At 66.9% G+C, this 25,110-nt stretch carries 26 protein-coding genes and 1 riboswitch; of the genes, 24 read left to right on the top strand and 2 right to left on the bottom strand.

What is annotated here, in order from left to right; genetic code table 11:
• Position 1 precedes the first annotated feature (1 nt).
• The 24 genes from atpD (at position 2) to galU (ending at position 21,814) form a co-directional block, all read left to right on the top strand.
• Positions 2-1,429 carry a F0F1 ATP synthase subunit beta gene (gene atpD / locus K2M58_RS12055; RefSeq protein ID WP_082718256.1) on the top strand — a complete coding sequence of 476 codons (1,428 nt, stop codon included), beginning with the start codon at positions 2-4 and terminating at the stop codon, positions 1,427-1,429.
• Positions 1,426-1,854 (top strand): F0F1 ATP synthase subunit epsilon, encoded by a 429-nt coding sequence (locus K2M58_RS12050; RefSeq protein ID WP_220677737.1) that lies wholly within the window; start codon positions 1,426-1,428, stop codon positions 1,852-1,854. Before atpD ends, K2M58_RS12050 begins: the two co-directional genes overlap by 4 nt.
• A gap of 415 nt (positions 1,855-2,269) precedes the next feature.
• Positions 2,270-2,638: an NADH-quinone oxidoreductase subunit A gene (gene ndhC / locus K2M58_RS12045; RefSeq protein ID WP_066201548.1), complete on the top strand. Its 369-nt coding sequence runs from the start codon at positions 2,270-2,272 to the stop codon at positions 2,636-2,638.
• Positions 2,635-3,207 (top strand): NuoB/complex I 20 kDa subunit family protein, encoded by a 573-nt coding sequence (locus K2M58_RS12040; RefSeq protein WP_220678924.1) that lies wholly within the window; start codon positions 2,635-2,637, stop codon positions 3,205-3,207. The genes ndhC and K2M58_RS12040 overlap by 4 nt, the downstream gene beginning before the upstream one ends.
• Positions 3,200-3,694: an NADH-quinone oxidoreductase subunit C gene (locus K2M58_RS12035; protein ID WP_289628254.1), complete on the top strand. Its 495-nt coding sequence runs from the start codon at positions 3,200-3,202 to the stop codon at positions 3,692-3,694. Before K2M58_RS12040 ends, K2M58_RS12035 begins: the two co-directional genes overlap by 8 nt.
• A gap of 2 nt (positions 3,695-3,696) precedes the next feature.
• Positions 3,697-4,806 carry an NADH-quinone oxidoreductase subunit D gene (locus K2M58_RS12030; protein WP_220677736.1) on the top strand — a complete coding sequence of 370 codons (1,110 nt, stop codon included), beginning with the start codon at positions 3,697-3,699 and terminating at the stop codon, positions 4,804-4,806.
• The gene (gene nuoH / locus K2M58_RS12025; protein WP_220677735.1) at positions 4,806-5,762 is read left to right on the top strand and encodes an NADH-quinone oxidoreductase subunit NuoH; all 957 of its coding nucleotides are present in this window, start codon (positions 4,806-4,808) and stop codon (positions 5,760-5,762) included. Before K2M58_RS12030 ends, nuoH begins: the two co-directional genes overlap by 1 nt.
• A gap of 118 nt (positions 5,763-5,880) precedes the next feature.
• Complete coding sequence (gene nuoI, locus K2M58_RS12020) at positions 5,881-6,303, top strand: NADH-quinone oxidoreductase subunit NuoI (RefSeq protein ID WP_220677734.1); 423 nt, start codon at positions 5,881-5,883, stop codon at positions 6,301-6,303.
• A complete protein-coding gene (locus K2M58_RS12015; RefSeq protein WP_220677733.1) occupies positions 6,300-6,983 on the top strand; it encodes an NADH-quinone oxidoreductase subunit J family protein in 684 nt (227 codons plus the stop codon). Before nuoI ends, K2M58_RS12015 begins: the two co-directional genes overlap by 4 nt.
• A gap of 8 nt (positions 6,984-6,991) precedes the next feature.
• Positions 6,992-7,339 carry an NADH-quinone oxidoreductase subunit NuoK gene (gene nuoK / locus K2M58_RS12010; protein ID WP_220678922.1) on the top strand — a complete coding sequence of 116 codons (348 nt, stop codon included), beginning with the start codon at positions 6,992-6,994 and terminating at the stop codon, positions 7,337-7,339.
• 11 nt (positions 7,340-7,350) lie between these two features.
• Complete coding sequence (locus K2M58_RS12005; protein WP_252393628.1) at positions 7,351-9,189, top strand: NADH-quinone oxidoreductase subunit 5 family protein; 1,839 nt, start codon at positions 7,351-7,353, stop codon at positions 9,187-9,189.
• A 7-nt stretch (positions 9,190-9,196) separates the two neighbouring features.
• Entirely contained in the window at positions 9,197-10,732 is a 1,536-nt protein-coding gene (locus tag K2M58_RS12000; protein WP_220677731.1) for a complex I subunit 4 family protein, read from the top strand.
• The gene (locus tag K2M58_RS11995) at positions 10,729-12,264 is read left to right on the top strand and encodes an NADH-quinone oxidoreductase subunit N (RefSeq protein WP_220677730.1); all 1,536 of its coding nucleotides are present in this window, start codon (positions 10,729-10,731) and stop codon (positions 12,262-12,264) included. The genes K2M58_RS12000 and K2M58_RS11995 overlap by 4 nt, the downstream gene beginning before the upstream one ends.
• Positions 12,265-12,379: 115 nt before the next feature.
• Complete coding sequence (locus tag K2M58_RS11990) at positions 12,380-12,616, top strand: DUF1146 domain-containing protein (RefSeq protein ID WP_066201567.1); 237 nt, start codon at positions 12,380-12,382, stop codon at positions 12,614-12,616.
• A gap of 119 nt (positions 12,617-12,735) precedes the next feature.
• Positions 12,736-14,085 carry a UDP-N-acetylglucosamine 1-carboxyvinyltransferase gene (gene murA / locus K2M58_RS11985; RefSeq protein ID WP_220677729.1) on the top strand — a complete coding sequence of 450 codons (1,350 nt, stop codon included), beginning with the start codon at positions 12,736-12,738 and terminating at the stop codon, positions 14,083-14,085.
• Positions 14,086-14,349: 264 nt separating this feature from the next.
• Positions 14,350-15,411, top strand: coding sequence for a stage II sporulation protein D (gene spoIID / locus K2M58_RS11980; protein WP_220677728.1), 1,062 nt, complete (start codon positions 14,350-14,352; stop codon positions 15,409-15,411).
• Between the two features lie 43 nt (positions 15,412-15,454).
• Positions 15,455-16,207 (top strand): M23 family metallopeptidase, encoded by a 753-nt coding sequence (locus K2M58_RS11975; protein ID WP_220677727.1) that lies wholly within the window; start codon positions 15,455-15,457, stop codon positions 16,205-16,207.
• Between the two features lie 183 nt (positions 16,208-16,390).
• Positions 16,391-16,654 carry a sporulation transcriptional regulator SpoIIID gene (gene spoIIID / locus K2M58_RS11970; protein ID WP_220677726.1) on the top strand — a complete coding sequence of 88 codons (264 nt, stop codon included), beginning with the start codon at positions 16,391-16,393 and terminating at the stop codon, positions 16,652-16,654.
• Positions 16,655-16,740: 86 nt separating this feature from the next.
• A complete protein-coding gene (locus tag K2M58_RS11965; RefSeq protein ID WP_066201579.1) occupies positions 16,741-17,775 on the top strand; it encodes a rod shape-determining protein in 1,035 nt (344 codons plus the stop codon).
• A 124-nt stretch (positions 17,776-17,899) separates the two neighbouring features.
• Positions 17,900-18,940 carry a flagellar hook-basal body protein gene (locus tag K2M58_RS11960; RefSeq protein WP_066201582.1) on the top strand — a complete coding sequence of 347 codons (1,041 nt, stop codon included), beginning with the start codon at positions 17,900-17,902 and terminating at the stop codon, positions 18,938-18,940.
• Positions 18,940-19,812 carry a flagellar hook-basal body protein gene (locus tag K2M58_RS11955; protein WP_220677725.1) on the top strand — a complete coding sequence of 291 codons (873 nt, stop codon included), beginning with the start codon at positions 18,940-18,942 and terminating at the stop codon, positions 19,810-19,812. The genes K2M58_RS11960 and K2M58_RS11955 overlap by 1 nt, the downstream gene beginning before the upstream one ends.
• A gap of 79 nt (positions 19,813-19,891) precedes the next feature.
• Positions 19,892-20,215, top strand: a complete 324-nt coding sequence (locus K2M58_RS11950; protein WP_066201589.1) for a DNA-directed RNA polymerase subunit beta — start codon at positions 19,892-19,894, stop codon at positions 20,213-20,215.
• 129 nt (positions 20,216-20,344) lie between these two features.
• Positions 20,345-20,800, top strand: a complete 456-nt coding sequence (gene fabZ / locus K2M58_RS11945; RefSeq protein WP_220677724.1) for a 3-hydroxyacyl-ACP dehydratase FabZ — start codon at positions 20,345-20,347, stop codon at positions 20,798-20,800.
• Between the two features lie 108 nt (positions 20,801-20,908).
• On the top strand, positions 20,909-21,814 hold the full coding sequence (galU, locus tag K2M58_RS11940; protein WP_220677723.1) for a UTP--glucose-1-phosphate uridylyltransferase GalU: 906 nt from the start codon (positions 20,909-20,911) through the stop codon (positions 21,812-21,814).
• 32 nt (positions 21,815-21,846) lie between these two features.
• Here the strand turns inward: galU and K2M58_RS11935 are convergent, their stop codons facing one another.
• Positions 21,847-22,764, bottom strand: a complete 918-nt coding sequence (locus tag K2M58_RS11935; protein WP_220677722.1) for a copper amine oxidase N-terminal domain-containing protein — start codon at positions 22,762-22,764, stop codon at positions 21,847-21,849.
• 390 nt (positions 22,765-23,154) lie between these two features.
• Positions 23,155-23,285, bottom strand: a riboswitch (cyclic di-GMP riboswitch).
• A 113-nt stretch (positions 23,286-23,398) separates the two neighbouring features.
• The gene (locus tag K2M58_RS11930) at positions 23,399-25,099 is read right to left on the bottom strand and encodes a hypothetical protein (protein WP_220677721.1); all 1,701 of its coding nucleotides are present in this window, start codon (positions 25,097-25,099) and stop codon (positions 23,399-23,401) included.
• Between the last annotated feature and the right edge of the window lie 11 nt (positions 25,100-25,110).

The following is a 25,110-nucleotide window of genomic DNA, read 5'->3' as shown; positions in this document are numbered from 1 at the left end:
CGTGCACACCGGACGCGTCGTGGCCGTCATGGGCCCCGTCGTCGACGTCGCCTTCGACGACGGGCACCTGCCGGACATCTTGAACGCCCTCATCATCGACCACAAGGCCAAGGAAGGGGAGGGCATCGACGTCCGCCTTACCCTCGAAGTCGCCCAGCACCTCGGCGACAACGTCGTCCGCTGCATCGCCATGAGCTCGACCGACGGCGTCGTCCGGGGGATGGAAGTGAAGGACACCGGCCGGCCGATCTCCGTTCCGGTCGGACCGCAGGTCCTCGGTCGGATGTTCAACGTCCTCGGCGAAGAGATCGACGAGAAAGAGCCGGTCAAACCCCTCGAATACCGGCCGATCCACCGGCCGGCGCCGAAGTTTGAAGACCTTTCGACCGCCGATGAGATCTTCGAGACGGGGATCAAGGTCATCGACCTCCTCACCCCGTACCCTCGGGGCGGGAAGATCGGTCTCTTTGGCGGCGCCGGCGTCGGCAAGACGGTGCTGATCCAGGAGCTCATCAACAACATCGCCATCCAGCACGGTGGCTATTCGCTCTTCGCCGGCGTCGGCGAGCGGACCCGCGAAGGGAACGACCTCTACCACGAGATGATCGAGGCCGGCGTCATCGACAAGACGGCTCTCGTGTTCGGCCAGATGAACGAACCGCCGGGCGCCCGTCTCCGGGTCGCCCTCGCCGCCCTGACGATGGCGGAATACTTCCGGGACGACGAAGGCCGGGACGTGCTTCTATTCATCGACAACATTTTCCGCTTCGTCCAGGCCGGCTCCGAGGTGAGCGCCCTCCTCGGCCGCATGCCGTCCGCCGTCGGCTACCAGCCGACGCTGGCGACGGAAATGGGGCAGCTCCAGGAGCGGATCGTCTCGACGAAAAAGGGCTCCATCACCTCCATCCAGGCGATCTACGTCCCGGCGGACGACTACACCGACCCGGCGCCGGCGACGACGTTCGCCCACCTCGACGCGACGACGAACCTCGAGCGGCGCATCGCCGAAAAGGGCATCTACCCGGCCGTCGACCCCCTCGCCTCGACGTCCCGTCTCCTCGACCCGAACATCGTCGGCCGGGAGCACTACGAAGTCGCCCGGGGCGTCCAGCGGATCCTCCAGCGCTACAAGGAGCTCCAGGACATCATCGCCATCCTCGGCATGGACGAACTTTCGGACGAAGACAAGCTCATCGTCCACCGGGCCCGGCGGATCGAGCGCTTCCTCTCGCAGCCGTTCCACGTCGCTGAGCAGTTTACGGGCCTCAAAGGGAAATACGTCCCGGTCAAGGAGACCGTCCGCAGCTTCAAAGAAATCCTCGAAGGCAAGCACGACGACCTCCCCGAGGCGGCCTTCTACATGGTCGGGACGATCGACGAAGCGGTCGAGAAGGCGAAGACCCTCGTCGAGCGGGTGGAAGTCTCATGAACACGTTCCGCCTGGAGATCGTTACCCCGGAGCGGAAGGTCTTCTCCGACGACGTCACCTTCCTCTCCGTCCGGGGCGTCGAGGGCGACCTCGGCATCGCCGCCCACCACGTCCCCTTCGTCACCGCCCTCGCCATCGCGCCGGCGAAGGTCACCTTTCCCGACGGCCGGGAAATGCGCGTCGCCGTAAGCGGCGGTTTCCTCGAAGTGCGGGGGACGGAGGCGACGATCCTCGCCGAAGCGGCGGAGCTGCCGGAGGAGATCGACCTCGAGCGGGCCCGCCGGGCGAAAGCCCGGGCGGAAGCGGCGCTGGAGGAGGCCCGCCGGCGGACGGATGCCGAGGCGAAGATCGCCTACGTCAAGGCGGAGCTCGCCCTCCGGCGGGCCCTCATGCGCCTCGAAGTCGGAGGCGGCGACGGAGCGTAAGGCGCGGATCGAACGTGTCTCGGCCCCGGGCCCTCCTGCGCCTCGGGGCGGGGAAGAGCGGCCCGGAGACCGAGCGGCGCGGCGGCCCGGGCTCCGGGCGGCCTTCGGGTTCGGCTGCCGGCGCGTCCGGCGAGAGGGACGAACCCCAACCGGCAAAGAAGCGCGAAGGGCCCGGCGGGGAAGACATCTCGAGAAAAAGGGCACAATCCGGAAAAACGGCGTTTCACCGCCCAAAACGAGCGCCGGATCCGAGCTCGAGGACCCGGGCTTCGGCGCAAGGCAGACCGCCGGTCGCCGGCAGGCGATCGGCGGTTTTTGCATGTTCAATTGGGGAATCCATCTGTGATATAATGCACATAGTCAATAAAACGGTCGCCGCTCTGTCACAAGTGTTTAACTGAGGAGGGGTATGTGAATGGAGTCACATTATTGGAGCGATTACCTCCTCGTCGCCTGGTTCATCGCCCTCGGGGTGGGGCTCCCGCTCGTCGCCTTCGGCCTCGCCCGCCTGATCCGGCCCCACCGGCCGTATCCGGAGAAGCTCGCGACGTATGAAAGCGGCGTCGAGCCGTTCGGCACGAGCCGCGTCCGCTTCCGGGCGCATTACTACCTCATTGCCCTCCTCTTCGTCCTCTTCGACGTCGAGGTGCTCTTCCTCTATCCGTGGGCCGTCGCCTTCGGCCAGGCGAAGGCGTTTGCCTTCGTCGAAGGGCTCGTCTTTCTCGGTCTGATCGGGTTTGCTCTTTTTTACGCCTGGCGAAAGGGGGCGCTGGAATGGAAATGACCGGACTGAAACCGGAGCATGAATCGTCGGTGCTCGGGCCCCTCGACCTCGGGCTCGAGGCGGTCGCCGGCGAGGCGCAGGCCGAGGCGCTCCTCCGGAAGAACGTTCTCTTTACCACCCTGGAAGACGTTCTCGCCTGGGCCCGGTCCCACTCGACGTGGCCGCTCACCTTCGGTCTCGCCTGCTGCGCCATCGAGATGATGGCGACGAGCGGCAGTCACTTCGACGCCGACCGCTTCGGCATCTTTTTCCGGAACTCGCCCCGGCAGGCGGACGTCATGATCGTGTCCGGCACGGTGACGAAGAAGATGGCGCCGATTTTAAGGCGCCTGTACGACCAGATGGCGGAGCCCCGGTGGGTGATCGCCATGGGGAGCTGCGCCACCGCCGGCGGGCCGTACGTCCGTTCTTACAGCGTCGTCAAGGGCGTCGACCAGATCGTCCCGGTCGACGTCTACATTCCCGGTTGCCCGCCGAGCCCGGTCGCCCTCATCTACGGCTTTCAAAAGCTCCGGGCGAAGATCCGGGCGGAGGCCCGGCGGGGGCGGGAGGTGACGGCCCGTGGCTGAGGCGGCCCTTGCCGAGACGCTTCTCGAACGCCTGGTTTCGGCCATTCGCACCGCCGTCGGACCGGAGGCCATCCTCGAGGCGTCCGTCGGACCGCACCTCGGCCCGGCGCCCCTCCTCGTCGTGCCGCCGGAGCGGCTCCGGGCAGTCCTCGCCTTCCTCCGGGACGAACCGGCGTTTCGCTTTGACTTTTTGAACACCCTCCACGGCATCGACCGGCCGCCGGACCGGATGGAAGTCTTTTACTACCTGCAGTCGATGGAACACGGCCACGCCGTCGCCCTCAAGGTGTTCGTCCCCCGGGAAGACCCGCGCCTCCCGTCGGTGGCGGATCTCTATCCGGCGGCGGACTGGCAGGAACGGGAGGCGTACGACCACTTCGGCCTCCATTTCGAGGGGCACCCGAACTTGAAGCGCATCCTCCTTCCCGACGACTGGGTCGGCCACCCGCTCCGGAAAGATTACGCGCCGCACGACGAGGGGGTGTAAGCGTGGCGACGCTCCGCACCGAAGAGCTCGTCTTAAACGTCGGGCCGCAGCATCCGTCGACCCACGGCGTCTTTCGCCTCGTCGTCACCCTGGACGGGGAGACGATCGTCGACGCCCGGCCGGTCATCGGCTATCTCCACCGGGGGACGGAAAAGCTCGCCGAGGACCTCACCTACACGCAGATCATCCCCTACACCGACCGGATGGACTACCTCTCGGCGATGATCGGCAACTACGCCCTCGTCCACGCCGTCGAGACGCTCATGGGGCTCGAGATCCCCGAGCGGGCGGAGTACCTCCGGGTCATCGTCATGGAGCTCAATCGCATCGCGAGCCATCTCGTCTGGTTCGGCACCTATCTCCTCGACCTCGGGGCGATCACGCCGTTTCTCTACGCCTTCCGGGAGCGGGAGAAGATCCTTCAGCTCTTTGCCGAAATCTCCGGCGCCCGGCTCACCTACAGCTACATGCGGATCGGCGGCGTGAAGTGGGACGTCCCGGATGAGGGGTGGCTCGGCCGCGTGGAGCGTTTCGTCGACGACTTCGAGCGGGCGCTGGATGAATTCCACACCCTCGTCACCGGGAATGAAATCGTCCAGGCGCGCCTCAAAGGGATCGGTCGGATCGATCGGGAAACGGCGATCGCCTACGGACTCACCGGGGTGAACCTCCGCTCGACGGGGGTGGCGTACGACGTTCGAAAGGCGAAGCCGTATTCGATCTACGACCGGTTCGAGTTTGAGGTGCCGGTCCGGACCGAGGGCGATCTTTGGGCACGCTATCTCCTGAGGTTGGAGGAGATGGAGCAGTCCCGGCGGATCGTCAAGCAGGCGGTGCGGCAATTTCCGTCCGGCGGCGAGATCATGGCCAGGATGCCGAAGCTCATCCGGCCGCCGGCGGGGGAGGTGTACACGAGCGTCGAGTCGCCCCGGGGAGAGCTCGGCGTCTACATCGTGAGCGAAGGAAAACCGCAGCCGTACCGGATCCACTTCCGGCGGCCGTCGTTCGTCAACCTTCAGATCCTGCCCAAGCTCCTCATCGGGGAAAACGTCGCCAACATGATCGCCATCCTCGGTTCGATCGACATCGTCCTCGGGGAGGTGGACGCCTGATGCCCGCCGCCCTCGGCGCCGTCGTGCTCCTTCTCGTCGTCCTCGGTCTCGTGACGTATGCGATTTACTTTCAGCGCAAGCTCCTCGGCTGGATGCAGGGCCGCCACGGTCCGACCCACACCGGACCGTACGGCTTGCTCCAGACGATCGCCGACACGGTGAAGCTTCTCCAGAAAGAGGACGTCATCCCGGCCCGGGTCGACCGGCCGCTCTTTCGCTTTGCGCCGATCATCGCCTTTGCACCGTCGTTCGTCGTGCTGGCGGTGATCCCGTTTGCGCCGGGGCTCACCTTCGCCGACGTCGGCGTCGGCCTCCTCTTCTACCTCGCCGTCGCCTCCGTCACGACCCTCGGCGTCATCGCCGGCGGCTGGGCGGCGAACAACAAATGGTCCCTCATCGGCGCCCTCCGCTCGGCGGCCCAGATGGTGAGCTATGAGGTCCCCCTCGCCCTTGCGGCCCTCGCCGTCGTCCTCATGGCCGGAAGCCTCAATCTGAACGCCATCGTCGAGGCGCAGGCGCGATCGGTCTGGTTCGTCATTCCCCAGGCGCTCGGCTTCGTCATCTTCCTCATCGCGGCCCTCGCCGAGCTCAACCGGACGCCGTTCGACCTCACGGAGGCCGAATCGGAGCTCGTTGCCGGTTACCTCACCGAATACAGCGGCGTCCGCTTTGCCTTCTTTATGCTCAGCGAGTACGTCTACCTCTTTGCGATGGGGGCCCTGATCGCGACGCTCTATTTCGGCGGCTGGCTCCCGCCGCACCCGGCCCTTGCCTTCGTGCCGGGGATCGTGTGGTTTCTCTTAAAGGCGCTCTTTTTTGCCGTGCTGCCGTTCTGGCTGCAGGCGACGTTTCCCCGGGCTCGGGTCGATCAGCTGATGGGGTTCGCTTGGAAAGGGCTCATCCCGCTGGCGATGGTGAACCTCGTCCTCACGGCGGCGCTCAAGACCTGGCTCTGACGGCCGGCGCCGGAACGCGGGGCGAAAGAGCGGCGCTTCGTTTGACGCACCGGCGGCCGCAAGGCGCGGGCCGCGGGCGGCATGCGGCGCCGGACGGGATTTGGAGGGAGGGATTCCGATGGCGACGGGGCTTTTGAAAGGCCTCGGCGTGACGTTTCAGGAAATGCTTCGGCCGAAGGTGACGACGAAGTACCCCGATGAGCCGTACGTCTTTCCGAACCGGTTCCGGGGGATACAAAAGCTTTATGTAGAAAAATGCATTGTCTGCCATCAGTGTGCGAACATCTGCCCGACGCAGTGCATCACGATCAAGGAAAAGCCGAAGACCGATCCGGCCCAGAAGAAAAAAGAGCTGGCCGTCTTCGACATCAACTTCGAAATCTGCATCTTGTGCGATCTCTGCACGGAGGTCTGTCCGACCGAGGCGATCGTCATGACATCGAACGTCGAGCTCGCCGAGACGAGCCGGGCCGATCTCCACAAAGACATTCACTGGCTGGAAGCGAACAACACGAACGTCCGGGAGGTGAACAAGCCGTGAGCGGGCAGGCGGTGGCGTTTTTCGCCCTCGCGGCCGTCGGACTTTTGGGCGTCATCGGGTTTTTGCGGGCGCCGCGCATCCTCCATGCCGTCCTGGCCCTCGTGGCGGCCTTTTTGGCCGTCGCCGGCCTGTTCGTTCTCGTGGGCGCCGAGTTTCTCGCCGCGGCGACGGTGCTCCTCTACGCCGGCGCCATCACGGTGATGGCGGTGTTTGCCATCATGCTCACGCCGGGCGGCGAAGAGAAGCGGGTGGCCCCCCGGTGGGCCCGGGGTGCCCGAGGGTGGGCCGGCCTCGTGGCGGCGGGGGTGGGGGCGGCGGTGGCGACCTCTGTGCTCGCGACGCCTTTTCAGCGGTCGCCCTATGCCGCCGACGGGCCGACGGACACGGCGCTTCTCGGGACGCTTCTTCTCTCGGAACGTTACGGACTTCACTTTGAGGTGATCACGCTCGTTCTGCTCGCCGCCCTCGTCGGGGCGATCGTGCTGGCCCGCGAAGAGGCGCTCCCGGTGCGGGGCGGCGCCCGGGCCCTGGACGCGGCCCCGCCGCCGCCGCCGCCGGCGCCGCAAAAGACGCCGGCGGCCCTCCGGGAGCCGACGGCGGACGCCCCGGCACCGGAGGCGCCGGCGGAACGGGAAGCGGAGCGGGAGCTCGTCGGCGCCGGAAGGGGGGGCGGTCGATGACGGACGGAATGCTCGTGGGCCTGCTTCTGTTCGGCGCGATCCTTTTTGCCCTCGGCCTCTACGGCGCCCTGGCCCAGCGGAACGCGGTGCGGGTCCTTCTCGCGGTGGAGCTCATGCTCATCGCCGGGAGCCTGAACGTCGTCGCCCTCACCCGTTTTCTTCCGGCGGGGGCGGAGAACCGCCGCCTCGGCCACCTTCCGCTCGCCGGCGACTACGCCGCCGCCCTCGGCCAGACGACAACGCTCTTTTTCCTCGCGGTGGCGGCGGCGGAGGTCGCGATCGGGCTGGCGGCGGTGATCGCCGCGTACCGGCTCCGGCCGACGCCGAACGTCGATGAGATGGACGAAAGGGAGTGAGGGCCGTGGGGATGCAGGAATCGTGGCTGCCGTGGGCGGTGCTGGCGCCGCCGTTTGGGGCGTTCGTCCTCCTCGCGGCGTTTCGCCGGCCGCTCGGCCGCCTGGCCGGCTGGATCGGCACCGCCGGGGCGACGCTGGCCCTGGCCTTCGCCCTTCAGGCCGCCTGGACCGCCTCCGGCGGGGTGACGCTTTCCGCGCCGAACGTAGCGCTCCTTTCGGCCGGAGACGTCCGGATCGAGCTCGGCGCGGCGATCGGGCCCCTTCAGGCGGTGATGCTCGTCGTCGTCGCCGCGGTGAGCGCCTTCGTCCACCTCTATTCGATCGGCTACATGGCCGGCCACCGGCGGTACGGCACGTACTTCCAGCATCTTTCGTTGTTCACGCTGGCGATGCTCGGCCTCGTCGTGGCGACGAACTGGGTGGTCTTTTATCTCTTCTGGGAACTCGTCGGAGCGGCCTCGTATCTCCTCATCGGCTTTGACGTGGAGCGAGAGGCGGCCCGTCGGGCGGCGGTCAAGGCGTTCGTCGTCACGCGAATCGGCGATCTGGGGCTTTTGGCGGCGATCTGGGGGATGGCCCAGGGAGCGGGGAGCTTCGACATCGCCGAGACGCTCGCCTGGGCGTCGTCGGGGGCGGCGCCGGCGGGGACGGTGACGGCGCTCGGGCTTCTCATGCTCCTCGGCGCCGCCGGGAAGTCGGGTCAGTTTCCGCTCCACGTCTGGCTTCCGGACGCGATGGAAGGGCCGACGCCGGTGAGCGCGCTCCTCCACGCGGCGACGATGGTCGCCGCCGGGGCATATCTGCTCGCCCTCGCCTTTCCGATCGTCCAGGCGTCCCCGGAGGTCGCCCGGACGACCGCCGTCCTCGGAGCGTTTACGGCGCTGTTTGCGGCGACGCTGGCCCTCGGCGAGGGAGATCTGAAGCGGGTGCTCGCGTACTCGACGGTGAGCCAGCTCGGGTACATGTTCCTCGCCGTCGGCGCCGGAAGCCGGTTCGCGGCGATGTTCCACCTGACGACGCACGCCTTTTTTAAGGCGCTCCTTTTCCTCGCCGCCGGGGCGGTCTACCACGCGGTCGGGACGAACGATCTCGCGGCGATGGGCGGGCTTGCCCGCCGCATGCCGAAGACGGCGGCGCTCTTCGCGCTGGGGGGCCTGGCCCTGGTCGGCCTTCCGCCCCTGGCCGGCTTTTTCTCGAAGGATGCGGTCCTCGCCGCGGCCCAGATGGCCGGCGGCGTGCCGCTCGGCCTCGGCGTCGTGACGGTGTTCCTCACGGCGGTGTACATGGGGCGGCTTTACGTCCTCGCCTTCTTCGGGGAACCCCGGACGGAGGCGGCCCGGGAGGCCCGGGAGCCGGGCGGACTCTTCCTCGGGCCGATGGCCGGGCTCGGCGTCCTTGTTCTCGTCGCCGGGGCGGCGACGGCGCCGGTCGCGGGGCCGTCGGCGCGCCTCTTTGCCGCCCTCGGGCCGGCGCCGGAGGCGGGGGTGGGCCTCGGGGCGGCGACGGTCCTCCTCGGGATCGCCGGGCTTTTGGCGGGACGGCGACTCGCGGTCGGCGCGCGGTGCCCGATGACGGCCGCCGTCCGGAAGACGGAGCAGGCCCTTCAGGCGGGCTTTTATGTGGACGCTTTCTACCGGCGGACCGTCGTCGCGGCGAGCGTCTTCGTGGGTCGGATCGTTGTCGCCGTCGACGCGCTTGTTGACGGCCTCTACACCGGGACGGCGGCGGCGGTCGCCGAGGCGGGGCGGCGGCTCCGGGAAGCGGAAGCGGGCCAGGTGCAGCGCTACAACGCCGTCGCCTTGCTCGTCCTCGTCATCATCGCCCTCGTCGCCGTCATCCGGGGGCTCTAACCAGGAGGTGGACGCCGTGCCGGGAGATGGATCGTGGCTCCTTCTGTTTGTCGCGCTTCCCCTCGTCGGACTGTTCGCGACCGCGGCCCTGCCGTCTCGGCGCGTCGAGGCGATCCGCACCGTCGGGTGGGTCGTCCCGGCCGCCGCGGTCGTCGTCGCGGGCGGCCTCTACGCCCGGTTCAACCTGGCGGAGGCGGGGCGGCAGTTTGTGGTCTCGTTTCCGTTTCTTCGCTTCTCGTATCCGATTGTCGATCCCCAGGCGGGGACGATGGGCTTTCAACCGGTAAGCGCGCCGTTTTCCTTCGGGATCGACGGGCTTTCGCTTCCCCTCGTCCTGATGGCGGCGCTCGTGACGCTGGCGGCGGCCCTCGCCGCCCGGACGGAGCACCGGCGGGTGAAGACGTTTTTCCTGTTTTTCTTCCTGCTCGCCGTAGGCATAAGCGGCGTCTTTCTCGCCGACAATCTCATCGTCTTTTTCATCTTCTTTGAGCTCACGCTCGTGGCGCTCTATTTTCTGACGGCGATCTACGGCGGCTTCGGCCGGGAGAAGGCGGCAACGGCGTTTCTCGTCATGAACGGTCTCGGGTCGCTCCTCCTTTTCCTCGGCTTCGTCTGGATCTTTCGCCTGACGGGGACGTGGGAGATGGGCGAGATCGCCGTCCGGTTGCCGCTTTCGGACGTCCCGCCGGGGGAGCGGTGGGCCCTCTTTTGGCTGCTCGTGGTCGCCCTTGGGGTGAAACTTCCCCTCGTGCCGCTTCATCCGTGGATGCTCAAGGTGCACCGCGAGGCGCCGCCGGCGGTCGTCATGCTCCACAGCGGCGTGCTGCTCAAAATCGGCGCCTACGGCTTCGTTCGCTTCGTCCTCGGCTTTTTCCCGGATCTCTTCCCCAAAGCGGCGACGGCCCTGGCCGCCTGGGGGCTTTTGAACCTGCTCTACGGCGCTTTTTCAGCGCTGGTGCAAAATGAACTCCGGCTCGTCTTCGCGTACGCCAGCTTGAGCCACATGGGCATCGTCCTTTTCGGCCTGGCGGCCCTGAACGCGGCGGGGCTCATGGGGGCGGTGTTTCAGATGGTGTCCCACGGGCTCATTTCGGCCCTCTTCTTCCTCCTCCTCGGGATGATCGTCGAGCGGACGAAGACGAGCCGCCTCGACGAGCTCGGGGGGCTGTACCGGTCGGCGCCGGAGCTTTCGGGGCTCTTCGTGTTCGCCGCGCTGGCGTCCCTCGGGCTCCCGGCGCTGTCCGGCTTTGTCGCGGAGTTTCAGGCGTTTTACGGCCTGTTTTTGAGCCCGGCGCGGGACATCGCGCTGGTCGGCCTCCTCGGGCTCGCCCTGTCGGCGGCGTACAACCTCCGGGCGGCGACCCGGACGACGTTCGGCGCGCCGCGGCCGGAGTGGGGGGCGATGGCCGATCTCCGGCCCCTTGAAGCGGTGCCGGCGATCCTCCTCGCGGCGGCGATCCTCGTCATCGGGATTTATCCGAATGTGCTGGCGCTCCCGCTTGAGGCGACGGTGGCCGACGTCCTCGGCCGGGTGGGGGGATGACGATGATCTGGCTTCCGGAAGCGATCGTCCTCGCCGGCGCCCTCGTGTCGCTCGCCTTCGGCGTCCTCGGGCGCCGCTCGTCGCCGCGGGCGGCGATGGACCTCGCCCTCGCCTTTACGCTGGCGGCGCTCCTCGCCGCCGCCGCCCTTGCCGGCACGGTGGTCGAAGCGTTTGCCGGCGCCTTCCGCATCGACGGCGTCGCGCTTTCGTTCCAGCTCCTCCTCCTCGTCGGGACGGCGCTTACGCTCCTTCTCGCCCGGGAGGACGTAGGCGCCCCGGCGCCGGCGACCGGCGGCGCGGCGGCGTCGGGCGGCGTGCCGGCCGAGCACGCCGGCGAGTACGCCGGGCTTCTTCTCCTGGCGGCCCTCGGCGGGATGTTGATCGCCGCGGCGGCGGACCTCCTCCTGCTCTTCCTCGGGCTTGAACTCCTTTCGATCGCCGGCTACGCCCTTGTCGGCTTTCGCAAGGGGGATCCGCTGTCGACCCAGGCGGCGGTGAAGTATGTCCTCACCGGGGCGACGGCGACCGGCGTGTTCGTCTTCGGCCTCAGCTATCTCATCGGCCTCACCGGGACGACGGACGTCTACGCCGCGGGCGAGGTGATCGCCTCGCCGGGGTTTATGGATCGCTACGGCCGGCTCATCTTCCTCGCCTTCCTCTTCCTCTTCATCGGCGCGGCGTACAAGATCGCGGCGTTCCCGTTCCACCTGTGGGCGCCGGACGTCTACCGGGGGGCGCCGACGCCGGTGACGATGTTTCTCGCCGTCGTGTCGAAGGCGGCGGGGCTCGCCCTCATCGTCCGGCTGTACCTCGGCGCCTTCGCCTGGACCAACTGGGTCGGGGCGACCGGTCTCAGGGAAAGCTTTCTCCTGAAGAGCGGGCCCATCGTCGCGCTCGTGAGCGGCTTTTCGATGGTGCTCGGGAGCGTGCTCGCGCTTCGGACGCGGGACGTCAAACGGCTTTTTGCCTACGCCGGCATCGCCCACGCCGGGTACCTGCTCGTGCCGCTGGCGGCGGCAAACCCGTCGATGCTCGACCAGATCGTGTTTTATCTCCTCGCGTATCTCCTCGCGAGCGCCGGCGCCTTTGCCGTCCTCCGGCGGGTGACGGAGGAGAGCGGGACGAGCGACCTCAAGGCGTTTGCCGGCCTTTACCACCGGGCGCCGTGGTCGGCCTGGGCGCTCCTCCTCTTTTTCCTCTCGCTGGCGGGCATTCCGCTCACGATGGGCTTTTTCGGCAAGTGGTATCTCCTCGTCGGCGCCGCCTGGGGCGGCCACGGGCTTTTGGCGACGCTCATCGTCGTCACGTCGGTGATGTCTTACGCGTATTACTTTGCCGTCTTAAAACAGGCGTTTTTGCGGCCGGGGCCGACGGAACGGCCGATCCGCTTCCGCGGCGCCGAGGTGGCGGTCGTCCTCATCGCCGCCGCCGGCGTCCTCCTCGGCGGGCTTCTGCCCGGCGAAGTGCTCAAGACGATCGCCCAGGCGTTCGACGCGGCGCACTTCTTCGGCCTGTACGACGGACGGCTCTGACGTCCGGAGACGGGCGGCTCTGACGTGCGGCGGGCCGGGCGCCAACGTTCCGCGCGGACCGGAGCGGCTTTCGGCCGCTCCGGTTTTTCGTTATAATGGTCGGTGGTGATGGCGCGTGCTTCCGATCGGCGTGGAAAGCGCCCTCGGCATCGTCGTGGCGCTCGGTGCAATTGCGCTCAGCTTTTGGGCGCTGGAGGCGTTTCGCTGGGATCGGGTCGTCCGGGATCCGAAGGCGCCCCAGGCCGTCTGGCTCAGGCTCCTCGTGAGCGTGGCCCTCGGCGGGAGCGCCGCCGTCTTTTTGATGGCGTACGTCCGCTGGGCGACCGGGCTCGTTTATTTGTTTCAGCGGTGAAAAACGCGGTGTAAAATCGACCGCCTCCGGCTTTCGGCGCCGGCCTTTCCCGAGGCATGCGGCGCCGACCGGCGGTCGAGACTAAGAGAGAATCCGCTTTTTGGGCAGGAGGGCGGTCGATGGCGCCGCTTGTCATCGAGGGGGGTGTGCCGCTCGGCGGCACGGTTCGGGTGTCCGGGGCGAAAAACGCCGCGTTGCCCATTCTGGCGGCGGCTCTTTTGTCGTCGGAGTCGTCGGTGATCGAAGAAGTCCCGCGCTTAAAAGACGTGGAAACGATGGTGGAAGTCCTCGAGGCGCTCGGCGCCCGGGTCGCCTGGGACGGCGATCAGGTGCGGGTCGATGCCCGCGGGCCGCTTTCGCCGGAGGCGCCGCCGGCGCTCGTCGGCCGGATGCGGGCGTCGGTCCTCGTCATGGGGCCGCTCCTCGCCCGGCTCGGGGAAGTGCGGATCACGCTTCCCGGCGGCTGCGCGATCGGCAGCCGTCCGATCGACCAGCATTTGAAGGGGCTGGAGGCCCTCGGCGCCGAGGTGACGGTCGAGCACGGGTTCATCACCGCCCGGGCGAAGGCCCTCGTCGGCACGACGATCTACCTCGACCTCCCGAGCGTCGGCGCGACGGAAAACATCATGATGGCGGCGGTCCTCGCCCGGGGCGAGACGATCATCGAAAACGCCGCCGAAGAGCCGGAGATCGTCGATCTGGCGAACTTTTTGAACGCCATGGGCGCCCGGATCCGGGGCGCCGGGACGGGGACGATCCGGATCGAGGGCGTGCGGGAACTCAAAGGGACACGGCATACGGTCATCCCGGACCGGATCGAGGCGGGGACGTTCATGGTCGCCCTCGCCGCCACCGGCGGCGAGGGGTGGATCGAGGGGGCGATCACCGAGCACCTCGTGCCGGTCATCGCCAAGCTCCGGGAGATGGGCGTCTACGTTGCCGAGGAGGAGGACGGCCTCCACGTCGTCGGCAACCGGCTTTTGAAGCCGGTCGACGTCAAGACGCTCCCGTACCCCGGTTTTCCGACGGACATGCAGCCGCAGTTCATGGCGCTCCTTTCGACGGTGGCGGGGACGAGCGTCGTCACGGAGACGATTTTCGAAAACCGCTTCCGGCACGTCGAAGAGCTCCGGCGGATGGGGGCCAACATCCGCATCGAGGGACGGACGGCCGTCATCGAGGGCGGGGCGCTCACCGGCGCGACGGTTCGGGCGACGGACCTCCGGGCCGGGGCGGCCCTCGTCATCGCCGGTCTCGCCGCCGGCGGGACGACGGTGGTGGAAAACGTCTACCACCTCGACCGCGGCTACGAGCGGCTGGAAGCGAAGCTCCAGGGCCTCGGCGCCCGCATCCGCCGGGTGGACGAGGCGACGCCGGAGCCGGCGGAGGGGCTCTATCTCGCCCGTTACAGCGTCCTCGAGGGGACGGACGGCGCCTCGGAAGCGAAGGAAACGCCGGCCGACGCCTGACGCCTCATGGGGCCGACGGATCTCCGCCGTGATTCCATCGCTGCCGAGATCCTTCGGCGAAAAGCCGCCCCGGAACATGAACATGGGAAACGCCGGCCGCCTCCGGCGTTTTTTAATGCCTTCCGGCGATGTGCGGCGGAAGTCCGACCCCATGCGGAGATCGGGCGTCATGGGGAGGCCCGGCGGCATGCGGAAGCCCCCCTTCGGCATACGGTGAAAGAGAGTTCTGCCGGAAAGGGGGCGAAGAGAACGCAGCGGGCGGCCATGGGACGGGCGGTCTACGGCTGGCTGGCCGTTTTTGCAGCGGCCGCGACGTTTGCCTTCGGCGCGGCGCTCGAGGCGCGGCCGGCGGACGCGGTCGTCCCGCCGGAGGGGCGGCCGGAGGCGGCGGTCGGGCCGGAGGGGGCGGCAGCGCTCGGGCCCGGCGGTCGGGCCGCGGGGGCCCGCCCGGCGGTCGATGCCGCCGCGGAGGCGCTGGAGCGCTCGGCCGCCGTCGTCGTCTACCGGCGCGCCGCGGAGCGGGCGGAGCGGGTGAGCCTCCGGGACTACCTCATCGGCGTCGTCGCCGGCGAGATGCCGGCGGATTTTCCGCCCGAGGCGCTCAAGGCGCAGGCGATCGCCGCCCGGACGTACGTCGCCTGGGCCCGCGCCCACCCGCGCCGGCCGCTTCCCGGCGGCGCCTGGGTGGAAGACGGCGAAGCGGACCAGGTGTACGTCGACGTCGGGGCGCTCCGGGACCGCTGGAAAGATGCCTTTCCGGATCGGTACCGGCGGGTGGCGGAGGCGGTCGATGCGACGGCGGGGATGATCCTCACTTACGACGACGAGCCTATATTTGCGGCCTTTTTTGCGCTGAGCAACGGCCGGACGGAAGAGGCGGGGCGGTATTTTTCCAGGCCGCTTCCGTACCTCCCGTCCGTGCCCTCCCCGTGGGACCGGGAGGCGCCGGACTTCGTCCGGGTGACGACGCTCGAGGCGCCGGAAGTCGCCTCCCGGCTGGGCCTCCCCCTATCCGCCGTTCGGACGCTCCGGGTGGCGGCCCGGACGCCGGCGGGATACGTCGCCGAAGTCGCCGCCGGCCGGACGATGCTCACCGGCCGCGCCGTTCGGGAACGGCTGGGCCTCCGCTCGGCCAGCTTCGACGTCGACCCGGGCGGCGGGCGGATCACCTTCGTCACCTACGGCCACGGCCACGGCGTGGGCTTGAGCCAGTGGGGCGCCAAAGCGATGGCGGAGGCCGGCCGGACGGCGGAAGAGATTCTCGCCCATTATTATCCCGGCACGCGGATCGTCCGAACGCCGGTGATTTGGGAAAAAAATGTATAAACCCCTGCGCCTTTGTCCATGATGGGGACTGAGGTGATGCCCCATGGACAAAGAGCGCGAATCTCCCCTGAACCGTCCGGCGACGGACGGCGCGGACCAGGGTGGCGCCGGCGACGAAGGGAAGGCGCTGCGGCTTCGGCGGTGGCTCGGCGGGCTCATCGCCCGGAAATGGTTTTTCCCGGCCCTCTACCTCGCCGCGGCGGCCTTCATCCTGAGCTTCATCTTCTGGTACCAGAGCACCAAGCCGTACACGATGGACAAGGACCAGGGGCTGCCGGCGGTGTCGGACCGGGAGCCTCAGGCGGTGCTCGAGGTGCCGGCGGCCGACGACGTCCCCGTCACCAAGGCGAAGACGCCGATCTGGCCGGTTGCCCACGGGACGCCGGTGAAGATCGTCCGGCCGTTTTACAACGACGAGGCGTCCGCCGAAGAACGGGCCAAGGCGCTCGTCGAGGTGGCCCAGAGCTACTACCCGAACACCGGCATCGACCTGGCCGTCGACGGAAAGACGCCGTTTGACGTCGTCGCGGTGATGGACGGCACCGTCACCCGGGCCGACGTCGATCCGGTCGTCGGCGGCGTCGTCTGGGTCGACCACGGCGACGGCACCCGGACGACGTACGCCTCCCTCGGCGCCATCCGAGTCAAGGAAGGGGATGCCGTCCGGCAGGGGGACGTCCTCGGCACCGCCGGGACGAGCCCGATGGGGAAGGACCTGGGCCTGCACCTTCACTTCGAAGTGCTCCGGGACGGCCGGCCGGTCGATCCGCTGACCGTCCTGCCGAGCCAGAACTGACGCCGCGGACCGGAGAGGACGCCGCCGTCCGTTCCGGTGCGGTCAAGGCCGTGCGCCCAGCACGGCCTTTTTTAGCGGATGGGAGGCGGGGCGATCGAATAACCCCCCGGCGGGGCCCATATACTGTACCAGACGGTTGAGCGTCTGTCTGCGGCGAGGATGTGGCGAGGGGGGCGAGGCAGTTTGCATGATTACATCAAGGAGCGGGCGGTTCAGATCGGCCGTTACCTCGTAGAAAAGCGCCAGACCGTCCGCGCCGTCGCCAAGGCGTTCGGCGTCTCCAAGAGCACCGTTCACAAGGACCTCACGGAACGGCTCCCCGAAATCGACGCCGAGCTGGCCCGACAGGTGAAGGAAATTTTGGAATACCACAAAGCGATCCGACACCTGCGGGGCGGAGAGGCGACCCGCAACAAATATCGCCGCGACGGAACGGAAGGCGCCTGAAGCCTCGCCCTGGCCATCGACACCCTCATCCGTTATACTAGTGGAAGCGGAGGACCAGCGGAGCCCCGGGAGGAAATGCGCCGCCTATGTTCGCCCAAGACGTCGGCATCGATCTCGGTACGGCCAATGTGCTCGTCTTCGTCCGGGGCCGGGGCATCGTCCTCGACGAACCGACGGTCGTGGCCATGAACGTGGAGACGGGCGAGGTGCTCGCCGTCGGCGCGGAGGCCCGCCACATGATCGGCCGGACGCCGGCGCACATCCAGGCCGTCCGACCGCTCAAAGACGGCGTCATCGCCGATTTCGAAACAACGGAAAAGCTGCTCAAGTATTTCCTGGACAAAGTCGGCATCCGCCGCTTCTGGCAGCGTCCCCGGATGCTCATGTGCGTGCCGTCGAACACGACGACGGTGGAGCAAAAGGCGATCCGGGAGGCGGCGGAAAAGTCCGGCGCCCGCGAGGTCTACATCGTCGAAGAGCCGAAGGCGGCGGCCGTCGGAGCGGGCCTCGACATCTTCCAGCCGAGCGGCAACATGATCATCGACATCGGCGGCGGGACGACGGATGTGGCCGTCCTCTCTCTCGGCGACATCGTCACCGCCGCCTCCATCAAAGTGGCGGGGGACAAGCTCGATCAGGCCCTCATGTCCTACCTGAAGCGCAAGCACCGCCTTCTCGTCGGCGAACGGACGGTCGAGGCCCTCAAAATCCAGATCGGCGCCGCCCTCCCTGGGCTCCGGTCGGAGGCGATGGACGTCCGGGGCCGGAACGTCGTCACCGGCCTTCCGGAGACCGTCCGCGTGACGTCCGACGAGGTCGCCGAGGCGCTCGACGAGCCGATCCGGGAGATGATCGCCGCCGCCCGAAGCGTCCTCGAGCGGACGCCGCCGGAGCTTTCCGCCGACATCGTCGACAAGGGGATCGTCCTCACCGGCGGCGGTGCCCTGCTCTACGGCCTCGACCGGCGGTTTTCCGAGGAGCTTCACGTGCCGGTCGTGCTGGCAGACGACCCCATGCGGTCGGTCGCCCTCGGGACGGGGAAGATGCTGGAGGAGCTCGACCGCTTAAACCGCGCCCGGGGCCGGCGCATCGGCATGGGCTTCCGGCCTTTCCGGCCTTGAGGAAACGTCGGTCGCGCGGGAACGTCCGGCGGCCGCTTCGCGGACGGGTCGGGCGATCCGGGCGGTCGGACGATCGGGACGGAGAACGGCCCGGGGCCGACCCGGGCGAAAGGGGGAAGTCGAAGTGATCCGGGGGATCGAAGCGTCCGCGTCGGGACTGCTCGCCGGGCGGCGTCGGACGGAAGTCGTCGCGGACAACCTCGCCAACCTCGAGACCGCCGGCTATCGGGCCGATCAGGCGATCAGCCGGGCCTTTCCGGAGCTTTTCCTCGCCCGGCTTCGAGACCCCGGCCCGGGGGTCGGTCCGGCCGGCGTCGGCGCCGGTCCCATCCCGGCCCCCGCCGGCGCCGGGACCGGGGTGGGCCCTGGCCCGACCGGCGCACAGGCGCCGACGCCGGTCGGGATCGGTTCGACTTACGCCGGCGTCTACATCCATGAGATCGTTCCGCGCTTTGAGTCCGGACCGATCGTCGCCACCGGCCGGCCCCTTGATCTCGCCCTCGTCGCCGATCTCGATCCGACGGCGCTGCCGGAGGGGGTTCGCGGGCCGGGGGCTCCCCGGTGGATCCCGTTTTTCGCCGTGCAGCCGGCCGGCTCGCCGGCCGGGACGGTCGCCTACACCCGGGACGGCCGGCTTACGATCGACCCGGAAGGGTATCTGGCGACGTCCGCCGGCGACCGGCTGCTCGTCGTCGACGAAGGGCCGGACGGTCTTCCGATCGGAGCGCCGCACCCGCTGTCCGTCCGCTTCGGCGCGGCCGTCTACGACGTGCGGGTCGAGGAAGGCGGCCGGATCCGCCTCGTCGATCCGGCGGCGCCGGCGTTTTCCCTCGCTTATCGGCCGGCGGTGGCGGTCTTCGCCGACCGGCGCCTTCCGGCGGGGAACGATCCGGCGCCGGACGTGCCGGCGGTCACCGGCCTCGTCAAAGACGGCGGGAACCGCTTCCGCATGGGCGGCGCCCCGGTCTGGGCCGGCCTCGACGGGCGCTTTCCCCTCGGGGCGGTGCGGATCGAGCGGGGCGCTTTTGAGGCGGCCAACGTCGACCTCGCCCGGGCGATGACCGAAGCGATGGCGGCGTATCGGTACTTCGAAGCCAATCAGCGGGCGCTCCTGGCCGCCGACGGGACGCTGAACCGGCTCATCAACGAGGTGGGGAAGGTCTGATGGAGCGAAGCCTCATCGCCGTCCGGCACGGCCTTCTGGCGGCCCAGGCGCGCCTCGATGCGGCCGCCCACAACGTCGCCAACGCCGATACGGTCGGCGCCAAGCCGCGGGATGTCGCCTTTCAGACGCTGTTTTTCGACGCGTATCAGAACCAGCCCGGCGGCGAGACGGCGGGCCAGAGCCGCCTCACGCCGGAAGGCGTCCGCCTGGGCGGCGGCGCCGGCGCCGGCGGGACCTTTCTGCGCACGGATTTGGCCGGCGTCCTCGTCTCGAGCGGCGAGCCGACCGATCTCGCGATCGAAGGGGAGGGCTGGTTCCGCCTCCGGCCGCCGGAAGGAGACCCGCCGGGCGGCGTCGTCCTCGCCCGCGGCGGGCGGTTTTCCCTTTCGCCTGCGCCGGACGGGCGGCTTTTCCTCGTCGATGGCCGGGGGGCGTTTGTGCTCGACGACAACGGCGCTCCGGTGTCGATTCCCCGTGACGCCGCCGGCCTCGTCGTCCGGCCGGACGGGGCGGTCTTCACGCGGACGGCGGACGGCGCGGTCGTGGCGACCGGGCAGCGGCTCGCCCTCTACCGGGTCCATCGGCCGGATGCGCTCCGGGCGCTCGGCGACGGCGCCTTCTTCGCTCCGACCGGCCCCGGCGCGCTTCCGGCGGGGGGCCTGCCGGCGGCGGAGCCGGTGCCGGCGGCCCTCCGGGGAACCGAACGGGCCCGCATCGTCCAGGGCGCCCTCGAGCGGTCCGCCGTCGACCTCGGGACGGAGCTCACCGGGGCCCTCCTTGCCCTCCGGCATACGGGGCTTCTCGCCCGCCTCGCCGTTCAGACGGACGAGATGGACGGCTTAAGCGATGAGCTCGGAGGGCGGAACCGTTAAACGGGGCTTGAAAGCGGAGCCCCGGTGCACCCTGCGAAGCGAACGTCGGCGGGAACGTCGACGCGAAAGGAGCGGCGGAATGCGGGATTTCGACCCACGATTCCCCGAAAGCGGACGGACCGGAGACGGTTCCGGCGCCGGGCGGCCGCCGGGCGGCCGGCTCGCTTCCGGGCGGAACGCCGCGAACGCCTCCGGCGGCGCCGCGGCGGGAGGCGGCGGGAACCGCCCGCCCTCCCGCCGGCGCCGGCGCCGGGCGGATGTCGGGATGTTTGCCCTGACGGCCGCGCTCGCCTTCGGGCTCGGCCTCGTTTTGGGCTATGCCGTTCTCGGCCGCCGGACGGCGTGGTGGGAGGCGTTCCATCCCGCGACGTGGTGGCATCTCCTCGCCATCATCCTCGGATGACGCGTCCGTCCTCGCCCGAACGTTTCGGCTCGGGTCGCGGCGGCTTTCCCCGACCGCTTTTCCGGTCGACGCCGATCGTCGCTTCGGGCGGGCCGGGGTGAACCATTTCCTGGGAAATGAGGCGTCTGCATGCACACGATCGAAGACATCCAGGCGGTGCTTCCGCACCGGCCGCCGTTTCTTCTCGTCGACCGGATCCTCGCCGTCGAGCCGGGGGTGCGGGCGGAGGGGATCAAGGCGGTGACGATAAACGAACCGTATTTCATCGGCCACTTTCCGGGCTATGCGGTCATGCCCGGCGTCCTCATCGTCGAGGCGCTGGCGCAGGTCGGCGCCTTTGCCCTGTTGAGCCACGAGGACTACCGCGGGAAGCTCCCCCTCTTCGCCGGCCTCGACGGCGTCCGCTTTCGTCGGCCGGTTCGGCCGGGGGACGTGCTTTACCTTGCGGTCGAGATCGAGCGGATGAAGGGGCCGATCGGCCGCGGCCGGGGCGTGGCGACGGTCGAGGGCGAGGTCGCCGCCGAAGGGACGCTCCTCTTTGCCGTCCGGGCGGCGGCGCGGCCGGAGGCGGACGCCGCCCGCTGACCCGAAAGAAGATCGGGCCGGTCGGGGGTTTAGCCGGCGCGAACGAAACGTTGGAGCCGAGGCGGGCCGGGCTTGGCCTGCCGGATCCCCGTCGAAAGAGGTGCCGCCATGGTCATCCGCAAAGCGATCATCCCGGCCGCCGGGCTCGGGACGCGGTTTTTGCCGGCGACGAAGGCGATGCCCAAGGAGATGCTCCCGATCGTCGACAAGCCGACGATCCAGTACATCATCGAAGAGGCGGTTGCGTCGGGCATCGAGGACATCATCATCGTCACCGGCAAAGGCAAGCGGGCGATCGAGGATCATTTTGACGTCTCGCCGGAGCTCGAGCAGAATCTTCGGGCGAAGGGCAAATGGGAGCTCCTCGAAGAAGTCGTCCGACCGACGCAGCTCGCCGACATCCACTACATCCGGCAGAAGGAACCGAAAGGACTCGGGCACGCCATCTGGTCGGCGCGGAAATTCGTCGGCGACGAGCCGTTCGCCGTCCTCCTCGGCGACGACATCGTCGTCGCGGACAAGCCGGCCCTCCGGCAGATGATCGAGCAGTACGAGCGCTATCGGGCGTCGATCCTCGGCGTGAAGCCCGTGCCGCGGGAAGCGGTCTCCCGCTACGGCATCGTCGCCGGGAAGGAGCTCGCCCCGCGCGTCTACGCCGTGTCGCACCTCGTGGAAAAACCGCCCGTCGACGCGGCGCCGTCGAACCTCGCCATCATGGGCCGCTACATCCTCACGCCGCGGATCTTCGAGATCCTGGACGACCTTCCGCCCGGCGCTGGCGGCGAGATCCAGCTCACCGACGCTTTGGCCCGGCTGAACGAGCACGAGGCGATCTACGCCTACGAGTTCGAGGGGACGCGCTACGACGTCGGCGAAAAGCTCGGCTTCATCCAGACGACGATCGAGTTCGCCCTCATGCGGGACGATCTGCGCGCCGACGTGCTGGCGTATCTCCGCGCTGTGGTGGCCCGGGAATCGGTGGAACTCAAAGCGAAAAGCGCCCAAGCCGATTGAGGCTTGGGCGCTTTTTCGTGATCAGGACATGCTTACGGCGTCGTGACCGCGACGACTTGCCCCTCCGGCACCCAGTCGACGCCCGCCCCGAGCGCTTCGGAGACGAAGCGGAGAGGAACGAGGGTCCGTCCTCGTTCGACCGTCGGCGGCGCGTCGAGGGCGACGGCCTGCCCGTCGATCCTGGCCGTGGGGTTGCCGATCTGCAAGGTAATCGTCTTTTCGCCGTTCGCCAGCGTCACTTCGCGCGTCCGTTCATTCCACGTGACGGTGAGCCCGAGGGCTTCGGCGATGGCGCGAATGGGCGCGAGCGTGCGTCCGTTTTCCACCTTGGGGGCGACGTCAAACGCGAGAAGCTCGCCGTTGACGTAGACGCGGATGCCTTGTGCCGCCCCGGACGTTTTGAGCAACCGGCCGAGCTTCTCGTACGCTTCCCGGTCTTTGGGATCGCGCCGAAGCCGCTCTTCCTGCGCGGCGAGGGCCGCCTTCCGCTTGCCCAGCTTCTCGTAGACCTCGACGATCTCTTTTAAGACTTCGGTCTGCTCTTTGACGGACCGCTCGGCGAGCTTGACGAGGGCGGTTTGCGTCAAAACGGCATCGAGCGTGTCGTCGTCCAGCGCTTTCAGCGCGTTTTCGAGGTTTGTCCGTTCGTCCTCAGGCTGCCCGGCGGGATTTTGCTCGTTCGCGGCGGGGTTGGCGCCGCTTTCGCCTTTCAAGAGAGCCAATAAATTTTGCAGTTCTTCGAGCGTCGCGTCGTTCAGGCGCTGAATGATCGGCTCGGCCGGCGTGCCCTTCACTTTTTCGAGGGCTTTTTCCAACCCCTTCCGGTAATTTTCTTCCACCTTTTCGAGCTTTTTGAGATGCTTTTGTTCTTTTTTGCGCTCCTTTTTCAATTCAACTTTCTGTTTCTCATCCTCATCCTCATCTTCGTCTTTGTCTTCGTCTTCGTCCACGTTTTCGTCTTTGTTCTGTTTACCGCTCGAGACGTGGCCGGCTTGATCGGTCGGCGCCGGAGCGCTCGGTTTTTGAGAAGGCGTCGGTTCTTGTGAAGACGGAGGCGGCGCTTGGGTTTCATTGGAGGACGGGGAAGCCGCCGAAGTGTCCTGAGAAGCCGCCCGAACGGGTTTGAGCGCGGCACCGGAGTGAGCGAAGGCGAAGATCAGCGCCAACGCGACGATCAAGAGACGATGGACCGACCGCAACGCCCTTCCCTCCTCTTGAAGGTTTTTAAAGCGTGAACGCCGAAACGGGAATCCGCTTGAAGGGCGCTGCCGGAAAACGAAAACGCGCGAGCTGCCGTGAACTCGCGCGCATGGTCTGAGGTCTCAGACACGCGTGTGGAATCCGGCAGCTGGCTGGCATGGCCCCGTCGGCGATGCCGCGTTCCGTTTCACGTACCATCGGTCGCTCCGACGAGACTTTAGCCCCTATAGCTTTGCGCCCGGCGCTTTCGCGCCGTTTGCCCTGAGCGGATTGTGCGTCTATTATACAAGAAGACCCGCACGGATGTCGACAATGTATTCTTTTTGGCGACTTGGTCATCCATGGAGACGACGAAGCGCAGACCGTCATATTGGAATGGTTCATTTAATCTTGGAGTGACGTTGAATACACTTTATATGTCAACGGACCCGGCTGATAAATTCCCGAAGGCGGATTAAGAATGACGTCGGGATTATAAAAGATCTTCAGGCGGGACCGTTCGATCGGCAGCTGTTCCTGCGGTTCTTCAAAACAAATGTCGAGACCGAACCAGCATTCCCAAGTTTTTCCTTTTGCGGCGTTCAGTATCACATTCCTTCCCATGACGCCGCCGTGGATTTCGATATTTGAGCCGACGCCGTAAAGCGTTATATCCTGGTTTGAATAAAAATAAGCGTTCATCACGAGCGGTTGGCTGTTAAAGAGGTTATTGTTTTTGACGAGCACCTCTTTGTCGGCAGCAACGATCGTAAAGTTATTAGCCTGCATCTCAAAGTCTTCGATCGTTGCTTCACCAGCGGTGTAGATCGTGCTTCGATACCACAGGTTCTTTTGAATCCTTACGTTCCCTTTTGAATAAAGCGTTCCCTGGAAATAAGCGTCCTTCATGAGGGTGTCCTTTGCTACATACATCCATTGGCCGGGATTAAGTTGTAAAGCGCTACGAGCCGCACCATCCCCTTGCACTTCCGCTTTCCCGCCGACGTAAACATTACCGCCCCAAACGCTTAGAGAAGCGCCTTTTCCGATGATCAGGTCTCCTTCAACAAGCAAATCACCGTTTACGATGAGCCAAGTGACGTTGGGTTTTATCTCTAATTTGCCCTTAACCCAAAGTCCTCTATTTTTATTTAGAATATTCATTAATTCAATATCTTGTGCTTTGACGATCAAATCTGTCTCCCAACGCGTGCAGTTTCCTCGTTTATTCCATGCTTTACATTTTTTGTACACAACGTCCTCTGAAAGCAAAGGCTTCTGGCTTTCTTTTTCCGAAACCAGTTGCCTCACCGGTATGGTTTGTTTTTCAACCGTTCCGTGCGACAGCGTCGGCGGGACGACAAAACCTTTCTGTAAGTTTTCGGGTGTCAACGGAAGCTGTTCCTTTACCCAACTGCCGAATAACCGTTTGTAATGGGTCAAAATGATGTCATCGCGTTCGGAATAGAGTTTCCCTTTCAGTGCGGAATAGCCGGTTCTTTTCGTGTCCCCGCCGAACAGCCCCCAATCATAATGGGCATACGGCGATGATTCGAGCGGGCCGGTGATCAAAGCGTCTCCTTCCACATACGCTGCACCGTTAAAGGACAACTTTCCGTCCGTCACAAGTGCAAACATGAACGGTTTGGCCACGGTCGTTACCAGGTACGTCCGGGTGATTTTCCGTTCGCTTGCGCCGTACGTGCCTTTTACGGTGACGGTAACGTAGGCCGAGTAGACATTCGGATCTATTTTGCCGTGCTGGTCGCCGCTGATCGGTGAGACCGATTTTTCTAGCGTAAATCCTGCGTTATCGGGCGGCGTGATGGACGCTACGATTTGCGTGAGTGTTCGGTCTGCAGCGGAAGGATCGACGTTGCCGGCTTCTTTTATTTTCTGATCGAAGTTTGCTTCCCAGTAGACAAGGCCGTCGTCGGCCATCGATTGGGCGCGCAGGGCGTTGTCCCCTTTCGCACCGATTGAAGCAGACGTGATCGTCAGGCTCGCCAGCGCCAGTCCCGTAACGCTCGCAAAGAGGAGAAGGATTAAGGCAAGCGGAAGCGCATAAGCAGATGTTTTGGCGTTCTGATGTTTAATCCGGTCCAATTGATGATCAC

The sequence above is a fragment of the Hydrogenibacillus sp. N12 genome (assembly GCF_019645935.1).
GTDB lineage: Bacteria > Bacillota > Bacilli > Thermicanales > DSM-22653 > Hydrogenibacillus > Hydrogenibacillus schlegelii.
This window is presented reverse-complemented; position numbering and strand designations above follow the sequence as displayed.